Source organism: Pseudarthrobacter sp. MDT3-1 (assembly GCF_054510755.1).
This window is the reverse complement of record NZ_JBTNDX010000003.1, coordinates 121706-139701: the sequence shown is the minus strand read 5'-3', so window position 1 is coordinate 139701 and position 17996 is coordinate 121706. Positions and strand designations below refer to the sequence as shown.

Below are 17996 nucleotides of genomic sequence, written 5' to 3'. Positions count from 1 at the left end.
CTGTTTTCCGCGCCGTCTAGTTGTTCGTCACGGCGAGTTCGCGCTCAACAGCCTCGGTGAGCCGCTCTTCGAGGGCCGGTACCTTGATCTGCTGGATGATCTCGTGCAGGAAGCCACGGACCACCAGGCGGCGGGCAACATCCTCGGGGATGCCGCGGGCCATGAGGTAGAACAGGTGCTCGTCGTCCAGCCGGCCGGTGGCGCTGGCGTGGCCGGCACCCTTGATCAGGCCGGTCTCGATCTCGAGGTTCGGCACGGAGTCGGCGCGGGCGCCGTCCGTGAGCAGCAGGTTGCGGTTGGCCTCGTAGCTGTCGGTGCCTTCGGCTTCCTTGCGGATCAGGACGTCGCCTACCCACACGGCGTGGGCGTTTCGGCCCTGCAGCGCGCCCTTGTACAGCACGTTGGACTTGCAGTTGGCCACTGCGTGGTCAACGAAAAGCCGCTGCTCAAGGTGCTGGCCGGCGTCGGCGAAGTACAGGCCGAACATTTCCACTTCACCGCCCGGGGCGGTGAAACGGGCCGACGGCGTGACGCGAACCAGGTCCCCGCCGAGGCTGACCACCACGTGCTTGAGCTTGGCGTCGCGGCCGATCTTTGCCTGCTGGGAGGAGGCGTGGACGGCGTCGTCGTTCCATTCCTGGAGTGAAACAACCGTGAGGTTGGCGCCGTCTTCAACAACGATTTCGATGTTTTCGGACACAACAGCCGTACCTTGGTGGCCCAGGACCACAATGGCCTTGGAGAACTTCTCCGCGACGATCACCACGTGCTGGGCAGCTGCCTCCGTGGAGGTGCCTTCGATCACGACGGTGATCTCGGCATCGGCTTCAAACCCCGCCGGGATGGTGAGTACGGTGGCTTCGCTGAAGTTCTCCCAGGCGTTGGCGGACACGCGGTCCTCCGGGATGCCGGCGGAACCGATGCGCTTATCGCCGCGGGCCACGGTTTCGACCGTCACCCGCTCCGGGCCGCTGACGGTGACGGTGGGAGCCGCCCCCGACAGGACCTCGCTGTGCAGGCCGCGCAGGCGCTTGAGCGGGGTGAACCGCCAGTCCTCCTCAAGCCCGGTGAGCGGCTTGAAGTCCGCCAGGTTGTACGAGGTCAGCCGACCGGCTCGTGAGCTGTCCGGAATGCCCACACCGCCGCCGTGCGAGTGGCGTTTGACCGCTTCCCCGGCCAGCGGGGCCTTGGACGTGGCCGAGTTGATCGGGGACAGGCTTTCGCCTTCTTCCGTGAAACCGTTGATAAACGGCTGGGCCGAGGGCGCGCCGATGCGGGCCTTTTCAGTAGTGATTTCAGTCATCGTTATCCGACGGACCCTTCCATCTGCAGTTCAATCAGGCGGTTCAGCTCGAGTGCGTACTCCATCGGGAGTTCGCGGGCAATGGGCTCGATGAAACCACGGACGATCATCGCCATGGCCTCGTCTTCGCGCATGCCGCGGGACATCAGGTAGAAGAGCTGCTCTTCGCTGACCCGGGAAACAGTTGCTTCATGGCCCATCACCACGTCATCCTCACGGATGTCGATGTACGGGTAGGTGTCCGAACGGCTGATGGTATCCACCAGCAGCGCGTCGCAACGGACGGTGTTCGCCGAGTGCTTCGCACCTTCACGGACCTGAACCAGGCCGCGGTAGGCAGCACGCCCGCCGCCGCGGGCCACGGACTTGGAAATGATGGAACTCTTCGTGTTCGGCGCGATGTGCACCATCTTCGAGCCGGTGTCCTGGTGCTGGCCGGCGCCGGCGAACGCGATGGACAGGGTCTCGCCCTTGGCGTGCTCGCCTACCAGATAGACGGCCGGGTACTTCATGGTGACCTTGGAGCCGATGTTGCCATCAACCCATTCCATGGTGGCGCGTTCTTCGCAGATGGCACGCTTGGTCACCAGGTTGTACACGTTGGTGGACCAGTTCTGGATGGTGGTGTAACGGACGCGGGCGCCCTTTTTGACGATGATCTCCACGACGGCGGAGTGCAGCGAGTCCGAGGTGTAGATCGGCGCGGTGCAGCCTTCGATGTAGTGGACGTAGGAGTCCTCGTCGGCGATGATCAGGGTCCGCTCGAACTGGCCCATGTTTTCCGTGTTGATGCGGAAGTATGCCTGCAGCGGGATGTCCACGTGGACGCCCTTGGGGACGTACACGAAGGAACCGCCGGACCAGACGGCCGTGTTCAGCGACGCGAACTTGTTGTCGCCCACGGGAATGATGGTGCCGAAGTATTCCTGGAAGATCTCAGGATGTTCGCGCAGTGCGGTGTCGGTGTCCAGGAAAATGACGCCCTGCTTTTCAAGGTCCTCACGCAGCTGGTGGTAGACAACCTCGGACTCGTACTGGGCGGCGACGCCGGAAACCAGGCGCTGCTTTTCGGCCTCGGGGATGCCGAGCTTGTCGTACGTGTTCTTGATGTCCTCGGGCAGGTCCTCCCAGCTGGTGGCCTGCTTCTCGGTGGACCGCACAAAGTACTTGATGTTGTCGAAGTCGATGCCGGAGAGGTCTGCACCCCAGGTGGGCATGGGCTTGCGGTCGAAGTACTTCAGGCCCTTGAGCCGAAGGTCGAGCATCCATTCGGGCTCGTTCTTCTTGGCCGAAATGTCACGGACGACCTCGTCATTGATCCCACGGCGGGCGTTGGCGCCGACGTCGTTCTTGTCGGACCAGCCGTACTCGTACGTGCCGATGCCGTGGAGCTCAGGATTCTTTTCCAGAATCTCCGAGATCACAGTGTCTTCGGCTACCGCTTTCTCTGATAGTTGGTCCGTCATCACGGCCTTTCTTGCTGATGGTTGGTTACTTCATCCAGGCTGGCGGGAGCTGCCGGCGGGACGCGGGGTCCCCCTGCAGCCAGCCGGCCTGTGGGTATATGGGTGGTGCAGACGTGTCCACCGCGAGCCAGCGTGGAGAGGCGGCGTACGTCAACGCCTACCAGCCGGGAGAACACTTCGGTCTCCACATCGCAGAAGACAGGGAACTGGGCGGCGAGCTGCTGGATGGGGCAATGCCCCTGGCACAGCTGGACGCTGGACAGTGCTGCCGGCAGCGGGGCCTTGGCCTCGATCGAGGCGGCCGACGCCACGAAGCCATCCCGGCTCAGCGCCGCGGACAGTGCCTGCGCCCTGGCGGTGATGTCCGGTCCGGCCTGTTCGACCTCCGGCGCGTACCGGCGTTCCATGTCGGCAAAACGTTCGACGGCGAACGCGCGGACGGCGTCGTCGCCCGCCACTGCCTGGAGCTGCTTGAGCGCGAGGGTAGCGATGTCGAGGTAATCATTGCCAAGCGTGGACTGGCCCTGCGAGCTCAGGACGTAGCGGCGGGCGGGACGTCCCGCGCCGGCGCCGGCCTTGGCCACGCGCTTGACCTCAATAACCCCGCTGCGGGCCAGATGATCAAGATGCCTCCGGACCGCGGCTGGTGTGAAACCGAGCATGTCGCCGAGTTCCGCCGCGCTGATGGGGCCGTGCTCAAGCACGGCACCAAGGACCCGGTCCCGTGTACGCTCGTCCGAGTCAGCCACCGGCACAGCGGCCACGTGGCCGCGGTCAGCGGCGGTACGCGGCGCTCGGTGCCCGGCAAACGGCACAGCAGCAACATTGGTCATGGAATACACAACACAATCATGTCGTAATTTACTCCCCCGTACTAGTAAGGTCAGGCTGACCTGCGCCAGGGGTCCACTGCGGGGCCGCCAGTACTACATCGCGTAGAATGCTGGGGTGCGATCCCCCAAATCCCCGGTTCTGTCCATCAGCGGGTTAATTAAGGATGTTGGTCCGCTGGCTAGCCTGGACGGAAAAATGCTCCGGGTGGTCAACGGCGTATCCCTTATGGCCGAACGCGGCCAGGTCACGGCCCTCCTGGGCGCCAATGGAGCCGGAAAGACCACCACAATCGAATGCGCCCAGGGCCTGCAGAGGCGCAGCGGCGGCAGCATCTCGCTGCTCGGCCAGGATCCGGGCCGTTCGGGCGCTGACCTGCGGTCCCGCGTAGGCGTGATGCTTCAGGACGGCGGCCTCCCGCCGTCGGCCCGTCCCATCCCGCTCCTGCGGCACATCGCCGGAATGTACGCGCGGCCCCGCTCAGTTGACGAACTGGTGGAACGGCTCGGCATTGATACTTTCGCCAGGACCAGCGTGCGCAGACTCTCCGGTGGGCAGAAGCAGCGTCTGGCCCTCGCCGCAGCACTGATCGGCAATCCGGAAGTCCTTTTCCTGGACGAGCCCAGCGCCGGCCTGGATCCCCAGTCCCGGCAACTGGTCTTCGAGCTGATCTCGGAACTGCGGGCGGCCGGGATGGGCATCATCCTGACAACACACCTGATGGACGACGCCCAGCGGCTGGCGGACTACGTGTACATCATCGACGCCGGCAGGAACGTCGCCGAGGGAACAGTTTCCCAGCTGCTGCAGCGGGACCCGGCTGTGGAGGCCGGCACCGACCACGTCCGCACCCTGGTGTTCGAGGCTCCCCCGGGGCTGGATTTTACCGGCGTGCTGCCCGATGCCATCGCCGTCTCTGAAACACGGGCCGGAAGCTACGTGGCCTCGGGTGTACTGACACCCCGCGATCTCGCGTCGTTGACCGCCTGGTGGGCAGCCCACGGCGTGATGCCCGGTTCCATGAGCCTGGCGGCACGAAGCCTGGAAGATGTCTTCCTGGACATCTCGGGAAAGGACATCCGATGACGGCTCCCGCAGCCACCGCCGCCCAGGGAGCACCAGCCACGCTGCTGCGCCGTATCCTGCTGCAGGGTAAGTACGAATCACTGACGATGCTCCGGAACGGCGAGCAGCTGATCCTTGCAGTCGTCCTGCCGCTTCTGGCGCTGGTGGGGCTCACCGTCACTCCTTTCCTGGACGGTTTCGGAGCCAGCCGCATCAATGTGGCCGTCCCCGGCATCCTGGCATTGTGCGCCATGTCCACGGCCTTCACCGGGCAGGGCATCGCCACCGGCTTCGACCGGCGGTACGGGGTTCTCCGGTTCCTGTCCACCACACCCCTGGGCCGCGAAGGCCTCATCGCGGGTAAGGTGCTGGCGGTCCTGGCGGTGCTCTGCCTGCAGGTGGCAGTGGTGACGCTGGTGGCGCTTCCGTTGGGCTGGCAGCCGCCTGCCTCCGGCTGGCTCTCTGGGCTGACACTGCTGGCCCTGGGCGCCGTGGCGTTCACCGCGCTGGGGCTCCTGGTGGCAGGCACGGTCCGGCCCGAGGCAACACTCGCCATCACCAACCTGCTGTGGATCCTGCTGGGCGCCCTAGGAGGGATAGTCATTCCCGCGGAACGGCTGCCCGCATTGGCGCAGGGAGCGGTCCACTACCTGCCCTCCGGCGCACTCGGCGAGGCCATGCGCGAAGCTTTCCTGCACGGCTCGTTGAACGGCGGCGCCGCGCTTATCCTGCTGCTCTGGACGGTTCTTGCCGGAGCAGCAGCCATCCGTTGGTTCAAGTGGAATTGAGATATCCGTGAGCACGGCTTCACGCCTCCCCCAGATCGCCGGCCGCCTTATCGCGAGGCTGCCCCGAACCGTGGACGACAGCGTCCGCCGCCTCGCGGTGGCGTCCCTGGTTGGCCAGACGCTGCTGGTGGTGACCGGCGGCGCGGTACGGCTGACTGCATCCGGCCTCGGCTGCCCCACCTGGCCGCGCTGCACCGAGACCTCTTTGGTCAACACTGCCGAAATGGGGATCCACGGCTTCATCGAGTTCGGCAACCGGCTCCTGACGTTTGCCCTGGCGGCGGTTGCGCTGGCCATGCTTGTGTACTTGTGGAACCTTCGCAAGGAGCGCCGGGACCTCTTCCTGCTGGCGCTGGGCCTGCTGGCCAGCATCCCGGCACAGGCGGTGATCGGTGGCATCACCGTGCTGACCAACCTCAATCCGTGGGTGGTGGGCCTGCACTTCCTCGTTTCCATGGCCCTTGTGGTGATTGCCACGCTGCTAGTCAACCGGGCCTACGGCAGGACGGGCCGCCATGCCGGCGTCCAGCTCCCCGCCTTGCCGGGCGTCATGCGTCCGGTGACTGCCGCCGTCGGGCTTTTCTCCGCCCTCGCCGTAATGCTCGGCGTAGTGGTGACCGGCTCCGGTCCCCACGCCGGTGACGCCGACGCGCCCCGCAACGGCCTGGACTGGGACCTGTTCTCCCACATCCATGCGGTTCCGGCGTACGTAATCACTGCCGGCACACTGTTCGTACTGGTGCTGGTCATTGTCCGCCGGCTCCAGGGCCCGTTCCGTACGTCCGTCCTGTTGCTGCTTTCCGTGACCCTGCTGCAGGCCGTCATCGGCTTCACCCAGTACTACAACGGCATCCCCGCGTTGCTGGTGGGCGCCCACATGCTGGGGGCGGCGCTGCTGATGAGCGCGGCAACAAACTCCGCCGACCTCGCCCGTTCGAGCCCGGTCACGTAACCTCCACCGCTTTTTGCCCCGACGGAGTGCCACGGTTCGCGACGAACCGTGGCGCCCCGCATGTAAGGACGCTCTCTCATTTAATGCATGGAATCGGCAGACCCTCTCTCATTCCCTGCGGTGGTTCGCAGGATCTTCCCTTACCTCCTGGAGACACAAAAGCGACCCTCCTTCACCGTTGGTGAGAGAGGGTCGCTAAGAAAGCTGCAGGTACTGATAGAGGATCGGTAAAAAACCCACGTTAAGTGAGAGAGCGTTGGGTGGGGGTGCTGTTAACCGATGATCGCTGATCCAACGAACGGATCCACGGCCAATGCGATGAACAACAGCGTCAGGTAACTGATGGAGCCGTGGAAGACCTTCATGGCGCGCTTGTCCGAGATGTCCTCGCGCTGCGCCCGGTTGTACAGGGAGTGCGACTCGGACAGGAACCAGGCACCCGCCAACACTGCCGTGGCCGTGTAGACCCAGCCCGCGCCACCGGCGGGGACCATCAGCAGCGAGCAGGCCACCATGGCCCAGGCGTAGAGGACCACCTGGACGGAAACCACCTTGGCGCCTGCAATTGCCCCAAGCATGGGCACGTTCGCGTTGCGGTAGTCCTCGCCGTAACGCATGGAAAGCGGCCAGTAGTGCGGCGGCGTCCAGAGGAAGATGACCATAAACAGGATGACGGCCGGCCATTCGACGGTATTGGTCACGGCGGCCCATGCAATCAGCACCGGGAAGCAGCCCGCAGCTCCACCCCACACAATGTTCTGTGCGGTGCGGCGCTTGAGGATGATGGTGTAGATGACTACATAGAAGAAAATTGCGGCCAACCCGAGCCACGCGGCCAATGGGTTGGCGCCGAACCAGAGAATAACAATGGCGGCTGCCCCGAGCAGCCAGGAGAACACCAGCGCCTCGCGCGGCGTCACCTCGCCAGTGACGAGCGGACGGTTCTCGGTCCGGTGCATCAGTTTGTCGATGTCGCGGTCAAGGTAGCAGTTGAAGGCACCGGCACTGCCGGCAGCAAACGCGCCGCCGACCAGCGTGGCCAGGATCAGACCGATCGGCGGGAAGCCGCGCTCGGCGTAGATCATGGTGGGCAGGGTGCTGACCAGCAGCAACTCAATGACACGCGGCTTGGTGAGGGCGAAATACGCCTTGGCCTTACGGGCGAACCCGGCTCCCCCTCTGGTGCGGGAAGCATTAAGCGGCGTATCTGTTGTGCTCACGGTGGCAGTCACCCGTTCTGGTTGGCAGTTCTGTCTGGCGGTGCAGCTGTGTCTTGCGGCCGTTCGCCGGGCAGCCCGCCAATGGTCATCAGAAGAGGTCCCGGCAACGCCCCGGCTCCCCAGCCGCCCCTAAAGGGCTCGGCTACCGGCGTCGGCCTCCAAATATCATACCGTGCGCATTTGTAACAGATGCCCCCTGATTAGGCCCTGATGATTGCGCGCAGGGTGATTCGAGCAGATTAACTCAACCTCACGAAATGGCGATTCACATAAGGGGAAATTGCGTCCAAAAGGTGAGATTTGCACTGACCGCAGAGTGGAATCGAGCTAAGCTGTCACCAGATCAGCAAGCGGCAGAAAAGCGTTGGATAACGCGTTCCCATAGCCCTGCTGAATGATAGATCAACGTTTCGATGGTGAACGGCTGGTACACACCGCAGCGGGCACCATAGCGTGCCCCGAAACGGATCCCGCGTACCGCCCACCATCAGCACAGAGAGGGGCCCGGTTTTCGTGCCACATTTGGAAGAGCAAGAACTGTCATGGACCAGCTTGGACCAGCGCGCGGTGGACACCATCCGCGTTCTGGCTGCGGATGCCGTCGAGAAGGTCGGTAACGGCCACCCGGGCACGGCCATGAGCCTGGCGCCCGCCGCCTACCTTCTCTTCCAGAAGCTGATGCGCCACGACCCGCGCAACCCGGACTGGCTGGGACGCGACCGTTTCATCCTGTCTCCCGGCCACACGTCGCTGACCCTTTACATCCAACTGTTCCTGTCGGGCTACGGCCTGGAACTGAAGGACCTTGAGGCGCTTCGCACTTGGGATTCCCTGACGCCGGGCCACCCGGAGTACAAGCACACTGCCGGTGTGGAGATCACCACCGGGCCGCTGGGCCAGGGCCTGGCCTCGTCGGTCGGGTTCGCGTACTCCCAGCGCCGGATGCGCGGCCTGTTCGACGCCGATGCTGCGGCCGGCGAAAGCCCCTTCGACCACACCATCTGGGTTATCGCCTCCGACGGGGACCTGCAGGAAGGCGTGACGTCCGAGGCGTCCTCGCTGGCCGGCCACCAGGAACTGGGCAACCTTGTAGTTGTCTACGATGAGAACCACATCTCCATCGAGGATGACACCGACATCTCCTTCACCGAGGATGTGCTCAAGCGCTACGAGGCCTACGGCTGGCACACCCAGCGCGTCGACTGGTCCGAGACAGGCGAATACGTCGAAGACGTCCAGGAGCTCTACTCCGCGCTGCTCGCCGCGAAGGCCGAGACGTCCAAGCCGTCCATCATCTCGCTGCGCACCATCATCGGCTACCCGGCGCCCAAGAAGCAGAACACGGGCAAGATCCACGGTTCAGCCCTGGGCGCAGAGGAAGTCGCAGGCCTGAAGTCCGTCCTGGGCTTCGACCCCGCCAAGTCCTTCGACGTTGACCAGGAAGTCCTGGCCCACGCCCGCTCCGTCGTGGACCGCGGCGCCGCTGCCAAGAAGGAATGGGAAGAGTCCTTCAACGCCTGGCAGGCCGCCAACCCCGAAGGCTCTGCACTCCTGCAGCGCATCGAGGCCCGCGAACTGCCCGACGGCCTGGACGCCGCGCTTCCGGTCTTCCCGGCCGGCAAGGACGTCTCCACCCGCGCCGCTTCCGGCAAGGTCCTGAACGCACTCGGACCGGTCATGCCGGAACTCTGGGGCGGCTCCGCCGACCTCGCCGAGTCCAACAACACCACCATCGAAGGCTCGCCGTCGTTCGTGCCCGCCTCCAAGCAGACCGATACCTGGTCCGGCAACCCCTACGGCCGGGTCCTGCACTTCGGTATCCGTGAGCACGCCGCGGCATCGATCGTGAACGGCATTGCCCTGCACGGCCGGACCCGCGCGTTCTCCGGCACGTTCCTGATCTTCAGCGACTACCAGCGGCCCGCCATCCGGCTCGGCGCCCTGATGGGTGTTCCGTCCCTGTATGTCTGGACGCACGACTCCATCGGCCTGGGCGAAGACGGCCCCACCCACCAGCCGGTGGAACAGCTCGCTTCCCTGCGCGCCATCGTGGGCCTGGACGTGGTCCGCCCCGGCGATGCCAACGAGGTCGCGGTGGCATGGAAGACCATGCTGGAGAACCACGAGAACCCTGCCGGCATTGTCCTGACCCGCCAGAACATCCCCACCTATGCCCGCGGTGAAGGCGAAGCCGACGGCGACACGTTCGGTTCCGTTTCCGGTGTGGCCAAGGGTGGCTACGTCCTGGCTGAAGCTTCCAAGGACGGCGCCACCGTGCCCGCCGACGTGATCCTGATCGGCACCGGCTCCGAGGTCCAGCTGGCCGTCCAGGCCCGCGAAGCCCTCCAGGCTGAAGGCATCGCTGCCCGAGTCGTCTCCATGCCGTGCGTGGAGTGGTTCAACAAGCAGGACGCCGCTTACCGCGAGTCCGTGCTCCCCGCTGCCGTCAAGGCCCGGGTCTCCGTCGAGGCCGGGCTGGCCCTGGGCTGGAGGGAATTCGTCGGCGACGCCGGACGTTCCATCTCGCTCGAGCACTATGGCGCTTCCGCCGACTACAAGCGCCTTTTCCAGGAGTTCGGCATCACCGCGGTGGCTGTCGCCGCCGCTGCCAAAGACTCCCTCGCTGGCCTGCAGGCCTGAACCAGATTTTAGGAGATATCACCATGACTACCCCTACACAGCAGCTCTCCGACGCCGGAGTATCCATCTGGCTCGATGACCTTTCCCGCAGCCGCCTTGAGACCGGCACGCTGCAGAAGCTGATCGAAGAGAAGAACGTTGTTGGTGTGACCACCAACCCGTCCATCTTCCACGCCGCCATCACGGCCGGCACGGACTACGACGCCATCATCGCGGCGCAGGCAGCAGCCGGCGCCAGCGTCGAGGAGACCATCTTCGAAATCACCACCACCGACGTCGCCGACGCCTGCGACCTCTTCGCACCGGTGGCAGCAGCCACCAACGGTGTTGACGGCCGCGTGTCCATCGAAGTTGACCCGCGCCTTGCCTGGGACACTGCCGGCACCATTGCCGAAGCCAAGCACCTGTACAAGAAGGTCAACAAGGACAACGTCCACATCAAGATCCCGGCCACGCTCGAAGGCCTCGAAGCGATCACCGCGACGCTGGCCGAGGGCATCAGCGTCAACGTGACCCTGATCTTCTCGCTCGAGCGCTACCGCGCAGTCATCAACGCCTTCCAGTCAGGCCTGGAGCAGGCCAAGGACAACGGCCACGACCTGTCCAAGATCCACTCGGTCGCGTCGTTCTTCGTGTCCCGCGTGGACTCCGAAATCGACAAGCGCCTTGACGTCATCGGCACCGACGAGGCCAAGGCCCTCAAGGGCAGGGCAGGCGTGGCCAACGCACGCTTGGCCTACCAGGTCTACGAGGAGCTCTTCGCCACCGAACGCTGGGCACTGCTGGCTGAAGCCGGCGCCCTCCCCCAGCGTCCGCTGTGGGCCTCCACCGGCGTCAAGGACCCGGCTTACCCGGACACCCTGTACGTGACCGAACTGGCCGCCCCCGGCGTCGTGAACACCATGCCGGAGAAGACCCTCGATGCCACGTTCGACCACGGCGTCGTCACCGGCGACACCGTCTCCGGCACGTACACCGAGGCCAACGCCACGCTGGACGCGCTGGACGCACTGGGCATCTCCTACAACGAGGTTGTCGCCCTCCTCGAATCCGAAGGCCTGGACAAGTTCGTGGCCAGCTGGAAGGAACTCCTGGGCGACGTCGAAGGTGCCCTTGCCGCCGCACGGAAGGCCTCCTAACCCACTATGAGCACTCTCAGCTACGACGCCACCGGTGCCGCGCAGCAGGCACTCGAGCAGCACCTGCCCGCCCTCGTGGCGGACCGCATCGCCACCCGGATCTTCGCCAAGGACCACACCCTGTGGGGTCCCGACGCCGAGGCCGAGTCCGCTGTCCGCCTCGGCTGGGTGGAGGCGGCCACCGTCTCACAGGCCCTCGTGGCCGGCATCCTCGAGCTCCGTGATGCCCTCAAGGCTGACGGCGTGACCCGCATCGTGCTTTGCGGCATGGGCGGATCTTCGCTGGCTCCCGAGGTCATCGCCGGCACCGCTGGCGTCGAGCTGACAGTGCTGGACAGCACCGACCCCGACCAGGTCCGTGCTGCCCTCGCAGACCGGCTGGCCGAAACCGCGATTGTGGTTTCGTCCAAGTCCGGTTCAACCCTGGAGACCGACTCCCAGCGCCGGATCTTCGAGCACGCCTTCACCGAGGCCGGCATCGAAGCGAAGAGCCGGATCATCATCGTCACCGATCCCGGTTCCCCGCTGGATAAGGCATCGCGTGAGGCCGGCTACCGCGCCGTCTTCAACGCCGATCCGAACGTGGGCGGCCGCTACTCGGCCCTCACCGCATTCGGGCTGGTCCCCTCGGGCCTGGCCGGTGTGGATATCCAGGCCTTCCTGGATGAGGCCGAGGAAGCCGCCGAGATCCTGAACGAGGACGCCGCCGAGAACATCGGTCTGGCCCTCGGAACAGCCCTGGGCGGAACCAACCCGCTGCGCAACAAGATTGTCATCGCCGAGGACGGCTCAGGCATTGTGGGCTTCGCGGACTGGGCCGAACAGCTCATCGCCGAATCCACCGGCAAGCTCGGTACCGGCGTCCTGCCGGTGGTTGCCGGACTGACGTCGCCGGAGGTCACCTCCGGCGCCGCGGACGTCCTGGTGGTGCGGCTGGTAGCCGCGGATGCCGACGTCGAACTCGGTGACAACGAGGTAGCCATCGCGGGCGGCCTGGCCACCCAGATGATGGTGTGGGAGTTCGCCACTGCCGTGGCCGGGCGCCTCCTGGGCATCAACCCGTATGACCAGCCGGACGTGGAGGCAGCCAAGGTTGCCGCCCGCGGCCTGCTGGATGCCCAGCCCGAACCGACCCCTGCCGCCTTCGTGGACGGCGCCGTTGAGGTCCGCGGCGGTGACTGGCTCCGTGGGGCAGCCACCGCGGAGGAAGCCGTCGGCGCCCTCCTTGGAACGCTCGACGACGACAGCTACCTCAGCGTCCATGCCTACTTTGACCGGCTGGCCTTCGCAGAGCTGGAAGGCATCCGCGACCCGCTTGCCGGCGTAAGCGGCCGTCCCGTCACGTTTGGCTGGGGCCCGCGGTTCCTGCACTCCACCGGGCAGTTCCACAAGGGCGGACCCGCCATTGGAGTCTTTCTCCAGGTCACGGCCGCTCCTGCGGAAGACCTGGCCATCCCGGACCGTCCGTTCACGTTCGGGGAACTGATTTCCGCCCAGGCCGCGGGCGACGCCCAGGTCCTGGCCGGCCATGGCCGCCCTGTCCTGCGACTGCACCTGACCGACCGCGCCGCCGGAGTTGCACAGCTGCAGGAGATCATTGCAGCACTCGCAGCCCGGTCAGCTTCCGTCACCGAAAACTAAGGCTCAACAGCAAACATGCCAGAAACTGAAAACGGCAGGAATTCCGCGACGCGTTCCGGGCGATCAGGGCGGAATCCGCTCCGGGATCCCCGTGACCGTCGTCTGAATCGGATTGCCGGTCCGTCGTCGTTGGTGCTCTTCGGGGTGACCGGGGATCTTGCCCGTAAGAAGCTCATGCCGGCCGTGTATGACCTGGCGAACCGGGGGCTGTTGCCGCCGAGTTTCGCGTTGGTGGGTTTCGGCCGCCGTCCGTGGAGTGATGCGGAGTTCGCTGCTGAGGTGAAGGCGTCGGTGAAGTCGTACTCGCGGACGCCGTTTGATGAGGCGGTGTGGAACCAGCTCGCTGAGGGTATCCGTTTTGTCCAGGGCGAGTTCGACGACGATGACGCCTTTGAGCGGTTGGGTGACACGATCGCTGAGCTGGATGAGCAGCGCGGAACGCGGGGCAATCACGCGTTTTACCTCTCGATCCCGCCGAAGGCGTTTGAACAGGTCTGCCGCCAGCTGTCCAAGCACGGCCTCGCGCAGGCTGAGAGTGAGAAGTGGCGGCGGGTGGTGATCGAGAAGCCGTTCGGGCATGACCTGGACTCGGCCCGGCAGCTGAACGACATTGTGGAGTCGGTCTTCCCGCCGGATGCGGTGTTCCGGATCGATCATTACCTGGGTAAGGAAACGGTCCAGAACATCCTGGCGCTGCGTTTCGCGAACCAGTTGTTCGAGCCGTTGTGGAACGCCAATTATGTGGACCACGTCCAGATCACGATGGCCGAGGACATCGGCACGGGCGGCCGCGCCGGGTATTACGACGGTGTGGGCGCTGCCCGCGACGTGATCCAGAACCACCTGCTCCAGCTGCTGGCTTTGACGGCGATGGAGGAGCCCATTTCCTTCAACGCCGATGATCTGCGGGCGGAGAAGGAAAAGGTCCTTGCCGCGGTCAAGCTCCCGGACGATTTGTCGACGCATTCGGCGCGCGGGCAGTTCGCCGGTGGCTGGCAGGGCGGGGAACAGGTCCAGGGCTATCTGGAGGAAGAGGGCATCCCGGCGGATTCAAAGACGGAGACGTTCGCGGCTATCCGGGTGGACATCCATACCCGCCGCTGGTCCGGCGTGCCGTTCTACCTGCGTGCGGGCAAGCGCCTGGGCCGGCGGGTGACGGAGATCGCGGTGGTGTTCAAGCGCGCCCCGAACCTGTTGTTCCGTGACCATGGTGAGGATGACTTCGGCCAGAATGCCGTGGTGATCCGGGTCCAGCCCGATGAGGGTGCGACGATCCGGTTCGGGTCCAAGGTCCCGGGCACGCAGATGGAAGTCCGGGACGTGACCATGGACTTCGGCTACGGGCATTCCTTTACCGAGTCCAGCCCCGAAGCCTATGAGCGCCTCATCCTCGATGTGCTCCTGGGCGAGCCGCCGCTGTTCCCGCGGCACGCGGAGGTGGAGCTGTCCTGGAAGATCCTGGACCCCTTTGAAGACTACTGGGCCGGACTCAAAGAGCAGCCGGAGCCCTACGCCCCGGGGTCCTGGGGCCCTGCCTCGGCCGATGAACTGCTGGCCCGTGACGGACGAACCTGGAGAAGGCCATGATTGTAGATTTGCCTGACACCACCACCTCGAAGATCTCCAAGAAGATTATGTCCCTGCGTGAGCAGGGCGGCGTGATCGCCCTGGGCCGGGTCCTGACCCTGGTGGTCGTCACCCGGTCCGGGCTCGAGGAAGAAGCGATCGAGGCCGCGAACGAGGCCAGCCGCGAACACCCCTGCCGGATCATCGTCCTCGCCGACGCCGGGGCGACCGCCCCGAACCGGCTCGACGCGCAGATCCGGGTCGGCGGTGACGCCGGCGCGTCCGAGGTCATCGTGCTCCGCGGCTACGGCGAGCTCGCCCACGAAAGCGAATCCCTGGTCGCGGCCCTGCTCCTGCCGGACGCGCCGATCGTGGCCTGGTGGCCGCACGGGGCACCGAAGAACGCCTGCGAAACCTCCGTGGGCCGGATCGCGCACCGCCGGATCACCGACTCCGCGAACGAAACCGATCCCCAGGCCGCGCTGGAGAACATCCGGGCCACGTACAAGGCCGGGGACACCGACCTCGCCTGGACCCGGCTGACCAACTGGCGGATCCAGCTCGCGGCAGTCCTGGACCAGGTGGACTCCTCCCCCGTGACCGCCGTGGCCGTCGAAGGCGCCTCCGACTCCCCGTCCACCATCCTGCTGGCGGCATGGCTTACCCTGGCCCTGGACGCGCCTGTGACCATCGTCGCGGACCCCGCCGGCACCGGTATCCGCCGGGTCCGGCTCACGCGCCACACCGGCGACGTCCAGCTCTTCCGCCCCGGACTCTCCGTCGCCGAACTCACCCAGCCCGGACAGCCCGCCCAACGCATCTCCCTCCCACGCCGCAGCCTCAAAGACTGCCTCGCCGAAGAGCTCCGCCGCCTCGACCCCGACGAAGTGTTCGGCGAAGTGATTACTATTGGACTGCCACGTACCAATCTAAGGAGTGTCCGACCCAGTGAGCGTTGAGCCAAGAGTTAGCATCCATCCTGATTCGTCCGTCCTGATGGCCGCCATTGCGGCCCGCCTGATCACCAAGCTGGTGGATGTGCAGGACAAGCACGGTGAGGCCACGGTGGTGCTGACCGGCGGCACAGTAGGCATCGGAACGCTGAAGGCTGTTGCGGATTCTCCGGCAGCGCCGGCCGTCGACTGGTCCAGGGTGAACTTTTGGTGGGGTGACGAGCGCTTTGTTGCCGCGGACCATCCCGACCGGAACACCAGGCAGGCGTTTGCTGCACTCCTGTCGAGCATTCCGGTTGATCCTGCAAGGATCAACCAGCCTGCCTCCTCGGATGACTTCGACACGCCCGAAGAAGCCGCCGAGGACTACGCGCGCAGGCTCCGGGAAGCAGCCCAGGCCGAACACGCTGCCGACATGTCCGACGACCGTCCGGACGAACCGGGAGTACTGCCGCGGCTGGACGTTGTGCTGCTGGGCGTTGGCCCGGACGCCCACATTGCCTCGCTCTTCCCGGAGCAGGGCGGAATCCGGGAGAAGGAGCGGACAGTCGTTGGCGTCCGCAATTCCCCCAAGCCGCCGCCCCAGCGGATCTCGCTCACGCTTCCCGCCATAAACACTGCTGCCGAGGTCTGGATGGTGGTGGCGGGCGAGGACAAGGCCGGCGCGGTGGGCCTGGCCCTGGCGGGCGCCAACCCGGTACAGGTACCGGCGGCAGGCCCGCGGGGAACATCCCGCACGCTGTGGCTTATCGACGAAAACGCAGCGTCACGCGTCCCGCAGCAGCTCGTCCGGAAGGACGCCGCCGGCGCGTAGCCTTTCCAGCGCTCCGGCCAGGACAGCTTGGGCGTCCTGGTCGGAGCGCCGTTCTTTAACGTATTCAAGGTGGCTCTTGAAGCCTTCGTCCAGCGGGTCCGGCAGGTCGGCTTCCTTGCCGTACCGTGATGCCGGAGCCCCGCAGCGCCGGCAGTCCCAGACCGTGGGAAGCTGCTCCTCCGGCAACCGCAGGAAAACAAGCTGGGTCTCATGCCCCTTGGCGCACCAAAAGGAAACCCTGATACGGGGCACCCTCTCGCCCGAGGCCGCTTCTGACTGGTTCTTGGGACCGGCTCCTTCTGTGACACCCACCCGGGTGCCGCGGAACGCTGACGCACTATGTACCATCGGGACTCCTGGCTGCTTAAACACAAAACTGTGGCTGTTGGAAGCCAACAGCCACAGTTTAGTTCGGAGATCCCCATCGCGGCAGTGCCGGGCGACGATCAGTTGCAGGAGCTATGAGTCCCCTGCGCCGCTGAAGCGCATGAACAGGCCAAGGGCGATGATCACGACGCCCCAGGTAACGCCCAGAATCACCGTGAACCTGTTCAGGTTCCGCTCGGCCACGCCGGAGGAGCTGAGGCCGGAACTCATACCGCCGCCGAACATGTCCGACAGCCCGCCACCCCGGCCCTTGTGGAGGAGGATAAGCAGGGTCAGCAGAAGGCTGGTGATGCCCAGGAGAATCTGCAGAATGACATGAAGAACGTCCACGACGGCCTTTCAGAAGATTGGAATTGCGGGAGCCTGGAGCTGAGTGACGGACTAGTCCGTCACCAGGTGACTCTCGAACCTGACAATATTAGCAAACTCCGCGGGATCGAGACTTGCCCCGCCGACCAACACGCCGTCAACGTCGCGTTCCTTCAGGATCGCGGCGACATTATTGGCCTTGACCGAGCCGCCGTAGAGCAGACGGATCTTCGCCGCAACGTCATCGCCGAAGAGCGTGGCCAGTTCCGCGCGGATGGCGGCGCACATTTCCTGGGCGTCCTCCGGCCCGGCCACTTCACCGGTGCCGATGGCCCAGACGGGCTCGTAGGCCACCACAAGCTCTGCCGCCTGCTCGGCCGTCAAACCGGCGACGTTCGCCCGGAGCTGTGTCAGCGTGTGCTCGACATGCGTGCCGGCCTGGCGGATTTCCAGGCCTTCCCCCACGCAAAGGACCGGAGTGACACTGTGCTTGAACGCTGCCTTGACCTTGGCGTTGAGCACTTCGTCGGATTCCTGGTGGATGGTGCGGCGTTCACTGTGCCCCACCAGGACGTAGCGGCAGCCCAGCTTGTTCAGGAACTGGCCGGAGGTGTCGCCCGTGTAGGCGCCCGAGTCGAACTGGGAGAGGTCCTGGCCGCCGTAGGCTATGTCCAGTTCATCTCCCTGGACGAGGGTCTGCACGCCGCGGAGGTCGGTGAATGGCGGGAAGACGGCCACCTCGACCCGGTTGTAGTCGTGCTTGGCGTCGGACAGGGTCCAGGCCAGTTTTTGCAGGAGGGTGATGCCCTGGACATGGTCCATGTTCATCTTCCAGTTGCCTGCAATGAGAGGCGTGCGGTCAAAAGCGCCGTTCGTTGACGTAGTCACGTGTTCTCCAAAAGTACTTGATATGTGTGCGGCC

At 65.3% G+C, this 17996-nt stretch carries 16 protein-coding genes; 9 read left to right on the top strand and 7 right to left on the bottom strand.

Features of this window, described 5'->3' with window-relative positions:
- Positions 1–16: 16 nt before the first annotated feature.
- The 3 genes from sufD to ACX80X_RS03260 are packed head-to-tail and all read right to left on the bottom strand — an operon-like array spanning position 17 to position 3611.
- Positions 17–1303, bottom strand: coding sequence for a Fe-S cluster assembly protein SufD (gene sufD, locus ACX80X_RS03270; RefSeq protein ID WP_252598790.1), 1287 nt, complete (start codon positions 1301–1303; stop codon positions 17–19).
- Between the two features lie 2 nt (positions 1304–1305).
- Positions 1306–2769 (bottom strand): Fe-S cluster assembly protein SufB, encoded by a 1464-nt coding sequence (gene sufB / locus ACX80X_RS03265; RefSeq protein ID WP_459311192.1) that lies wholly within the window; start codon positions 2767–2769, stop codon positions 1306–1308.
- Positions 2769–3611 carry a helix-turn-helix transcriptional regulator gene (locus ACX80X_RS03260; RefSeq protein ID WP_252598788.1) on the bottom strand — a complete coding sequence of 281 codons (843 nt, stop codon included), beginning with the start codon at positions 3609–3611 and terminating at the stop codon, positions 2769–2771. The genes sufB and ACX80X_RS03260 overlap by 1 nt, the downstream gene beginning before the upstream one ends.
- 106 nt (positions 3612–3717) lie before the next feature.
- On the opposite strand from ACX80X_RS03260, the gene ACX80X_RS03255 reads away from it, so the two are divergent.
- Genes ACX80X_RS03255 through ACX80X_RS03245 form a run of 3 tightly spaced genes read left to right on the top strand, consistent with a single transcriptional unit; the run spans position 3718 to position 6405 of the window.
- The gene (locus tag ACX80X_RS03255) at positions 3718–4686 is read left to right on the top strand and encodes an ABC transporter ATP-binding protein (RefSeq protein WP_252598787.1); all 969 of its coding nucleotides are present in this window, start codon (positions 3718–3720) and stop codon (positions 4684–4686) included.
- Positions 4683–5453 carry an ABC transporter permease gene (locus tag ACX80X_RS03250; RefSeq protein WP_252598786.1) on the top strand — a complete coding sequence of 257 codons (771 nt, stop codon included), beginning with the start codon at positions 4683–4685 and terminating at the stop codon, positions 5451–5453. The genes ACX80X_RS03255 and ACX80X_RS03250 overlap by 4 nt, the downstream gene beginning before the upstream one ends.
- 7 nt (positions 5454–5460) lie before the next feature.
- On the top strand, positions 5461–6405 hold the full coding sequence (locus ACX80X_RS03245) for a COX15/CtaA family protein (protein ID WP_252598785.1): 945 nt from the start codon (positions 5461–5463) through the stop codon (positions 6403–6405).
- Between the two features lie 272 nt (positions 6406–6677).
- On the opposite strand, the gene ACX80X_RS03240 is transcribed toward ACX80X_RS03245, so the two are convergent.
- Positions 6678–7637 carry a heme o synthase gene (locus tag ACX80X_RS03240; protein ID WP_252598784.1) on the bottom strand — a complete coding sequence of 320 codons (960 nt, stop codon included), beginning with the start codon at positions 7635–7637 and terminating at the stop codon, positions 6678–6680.
- Positions 7638–8147: 510 nt separating this feature from the next.
- On the opposite strand from ACX80X_RS03240, the gene tkt reads away from it, so the two are divergent.
- Genes tkt through pgl form a run of 6 tightly spaced genes read left to right on the top strand, consistent with a single transcriptional unit; the run spans position 8148 to position 16378 of the window.
- A complete protein-coding gene (tkt, locus tag ACX80X_RS03235) occupies positions 8148–10265 on the top strand; it encodes a transketolase (protein ID WP_459311255.1) in 2118 nt (705 codons plus the stop codon).
- 23 nt (positions 10266–10288) lie between these two features.
- The gene (gene tal / locus ACX80X_RS03230; protein ID WP_252598783.1) at positions 10289–11404 is read left to right on the top strand and encodes a transaldolase; all 1116 of its coding nucleotides are present in this window, start codon (positions 10289–10291) and stop codon (positions 11402–11404) included.
- A gap of 6 nt (positions 11405–11410) precedes the next feature.
- Complete coding sequence (locus ACX80X_RS03225) at positions 11411–13045, top strand: glucose-6-phosphate isomerase (protein WP_252598782.1); 1635 nt, start codon at positions 11411–11413, stop codon at positions 13043–13045.
- 15 nt (positions 13046–13060) lie between these two features.
- The gene (gene zwf / locus ACX80X_RS03220; RefSeq protein ID WP_459311188.1) at positions 13061–14632 is read left to right on the top strand and encodes a glucose-6-phosphate dehydrogenase; all 1572 of its coding nucleotides are present in this window, start codon (positions 13061–13063) and stop codon (positions 14630–14632) included.
- Positions 14629–15570 carry a glucose-6-phosphate dehydrogenase assembly protein OpcA gene (locus ACX80X_RS03215; RefSeq protein ID WP_252598780.1) on the top strand — a complete coding sequence of 314 codons (942 nt, stop codon included), beginning with the start codon at positions 14629–14631 and terminating at the stop codon, positions 15568–15570. Before zwf ends, ACX80X_RS03215 begins: the two co-directional genes overlap by 4 nt.
- A complete protein-coding gene (gene pgl / locus ACX80X_RS03210; protein WP_308216156.1) occupies positions 15560–16378 on the top strand; it encodes a 6-phosphogluconolactonase in 819 nt (272 codons plus the stop codon). Before ACX80X_RS03215 ends, pgl begins: the two co-directional genes overlap by 11 nt.
- Here the strand turns inward: pgl and ACX80X_RS03205 are convergent.
- The 3 genes from ACX80X_RS03205 to tpiA form a co-directional block, all read right to left on the bottom strand.
- A complete protein-coding gene (locus tag ACX80X_RS03205) occupies positions 16331–16726 on the bottom strand; it encodes an RNA polymerase-binding protein RbpA (RefSeq protein ID WP_252598779.1) in 396 nt (131 codons plus the stop codon). The genes pgl and ACX80X_RS03205 overlap by 48 nt on opposite strands.
- A 111-nt stretch (positions 16727–16837) precedes the next feature.
- On the bottom strand, positions 16838–17095 hold the full coding sequence (secG, locus tag ACX80X_RS03200; protein WP_252598778.1) for a preprotein translocase subunit SecG: 258 nt from the start codon (positions 17093–17095) through the stop codon (positions 16838–16840).
- Positions 17096–17146: 51 nt separating this feature from the next.
- Positions 17147–17962 (bottom strand): triose-phosphate isomerase, encoded by an 816-nt coding sequence (gene tpiA / locus ACX80X_RS03195; RefSeq protein ID WP_141140574.1) that lies wholly within the window; start codon positions 17960–17962, stop codon positions 17147–17149.
- Positions 17963–17996 lie beyond the last annotated feature (34 nt).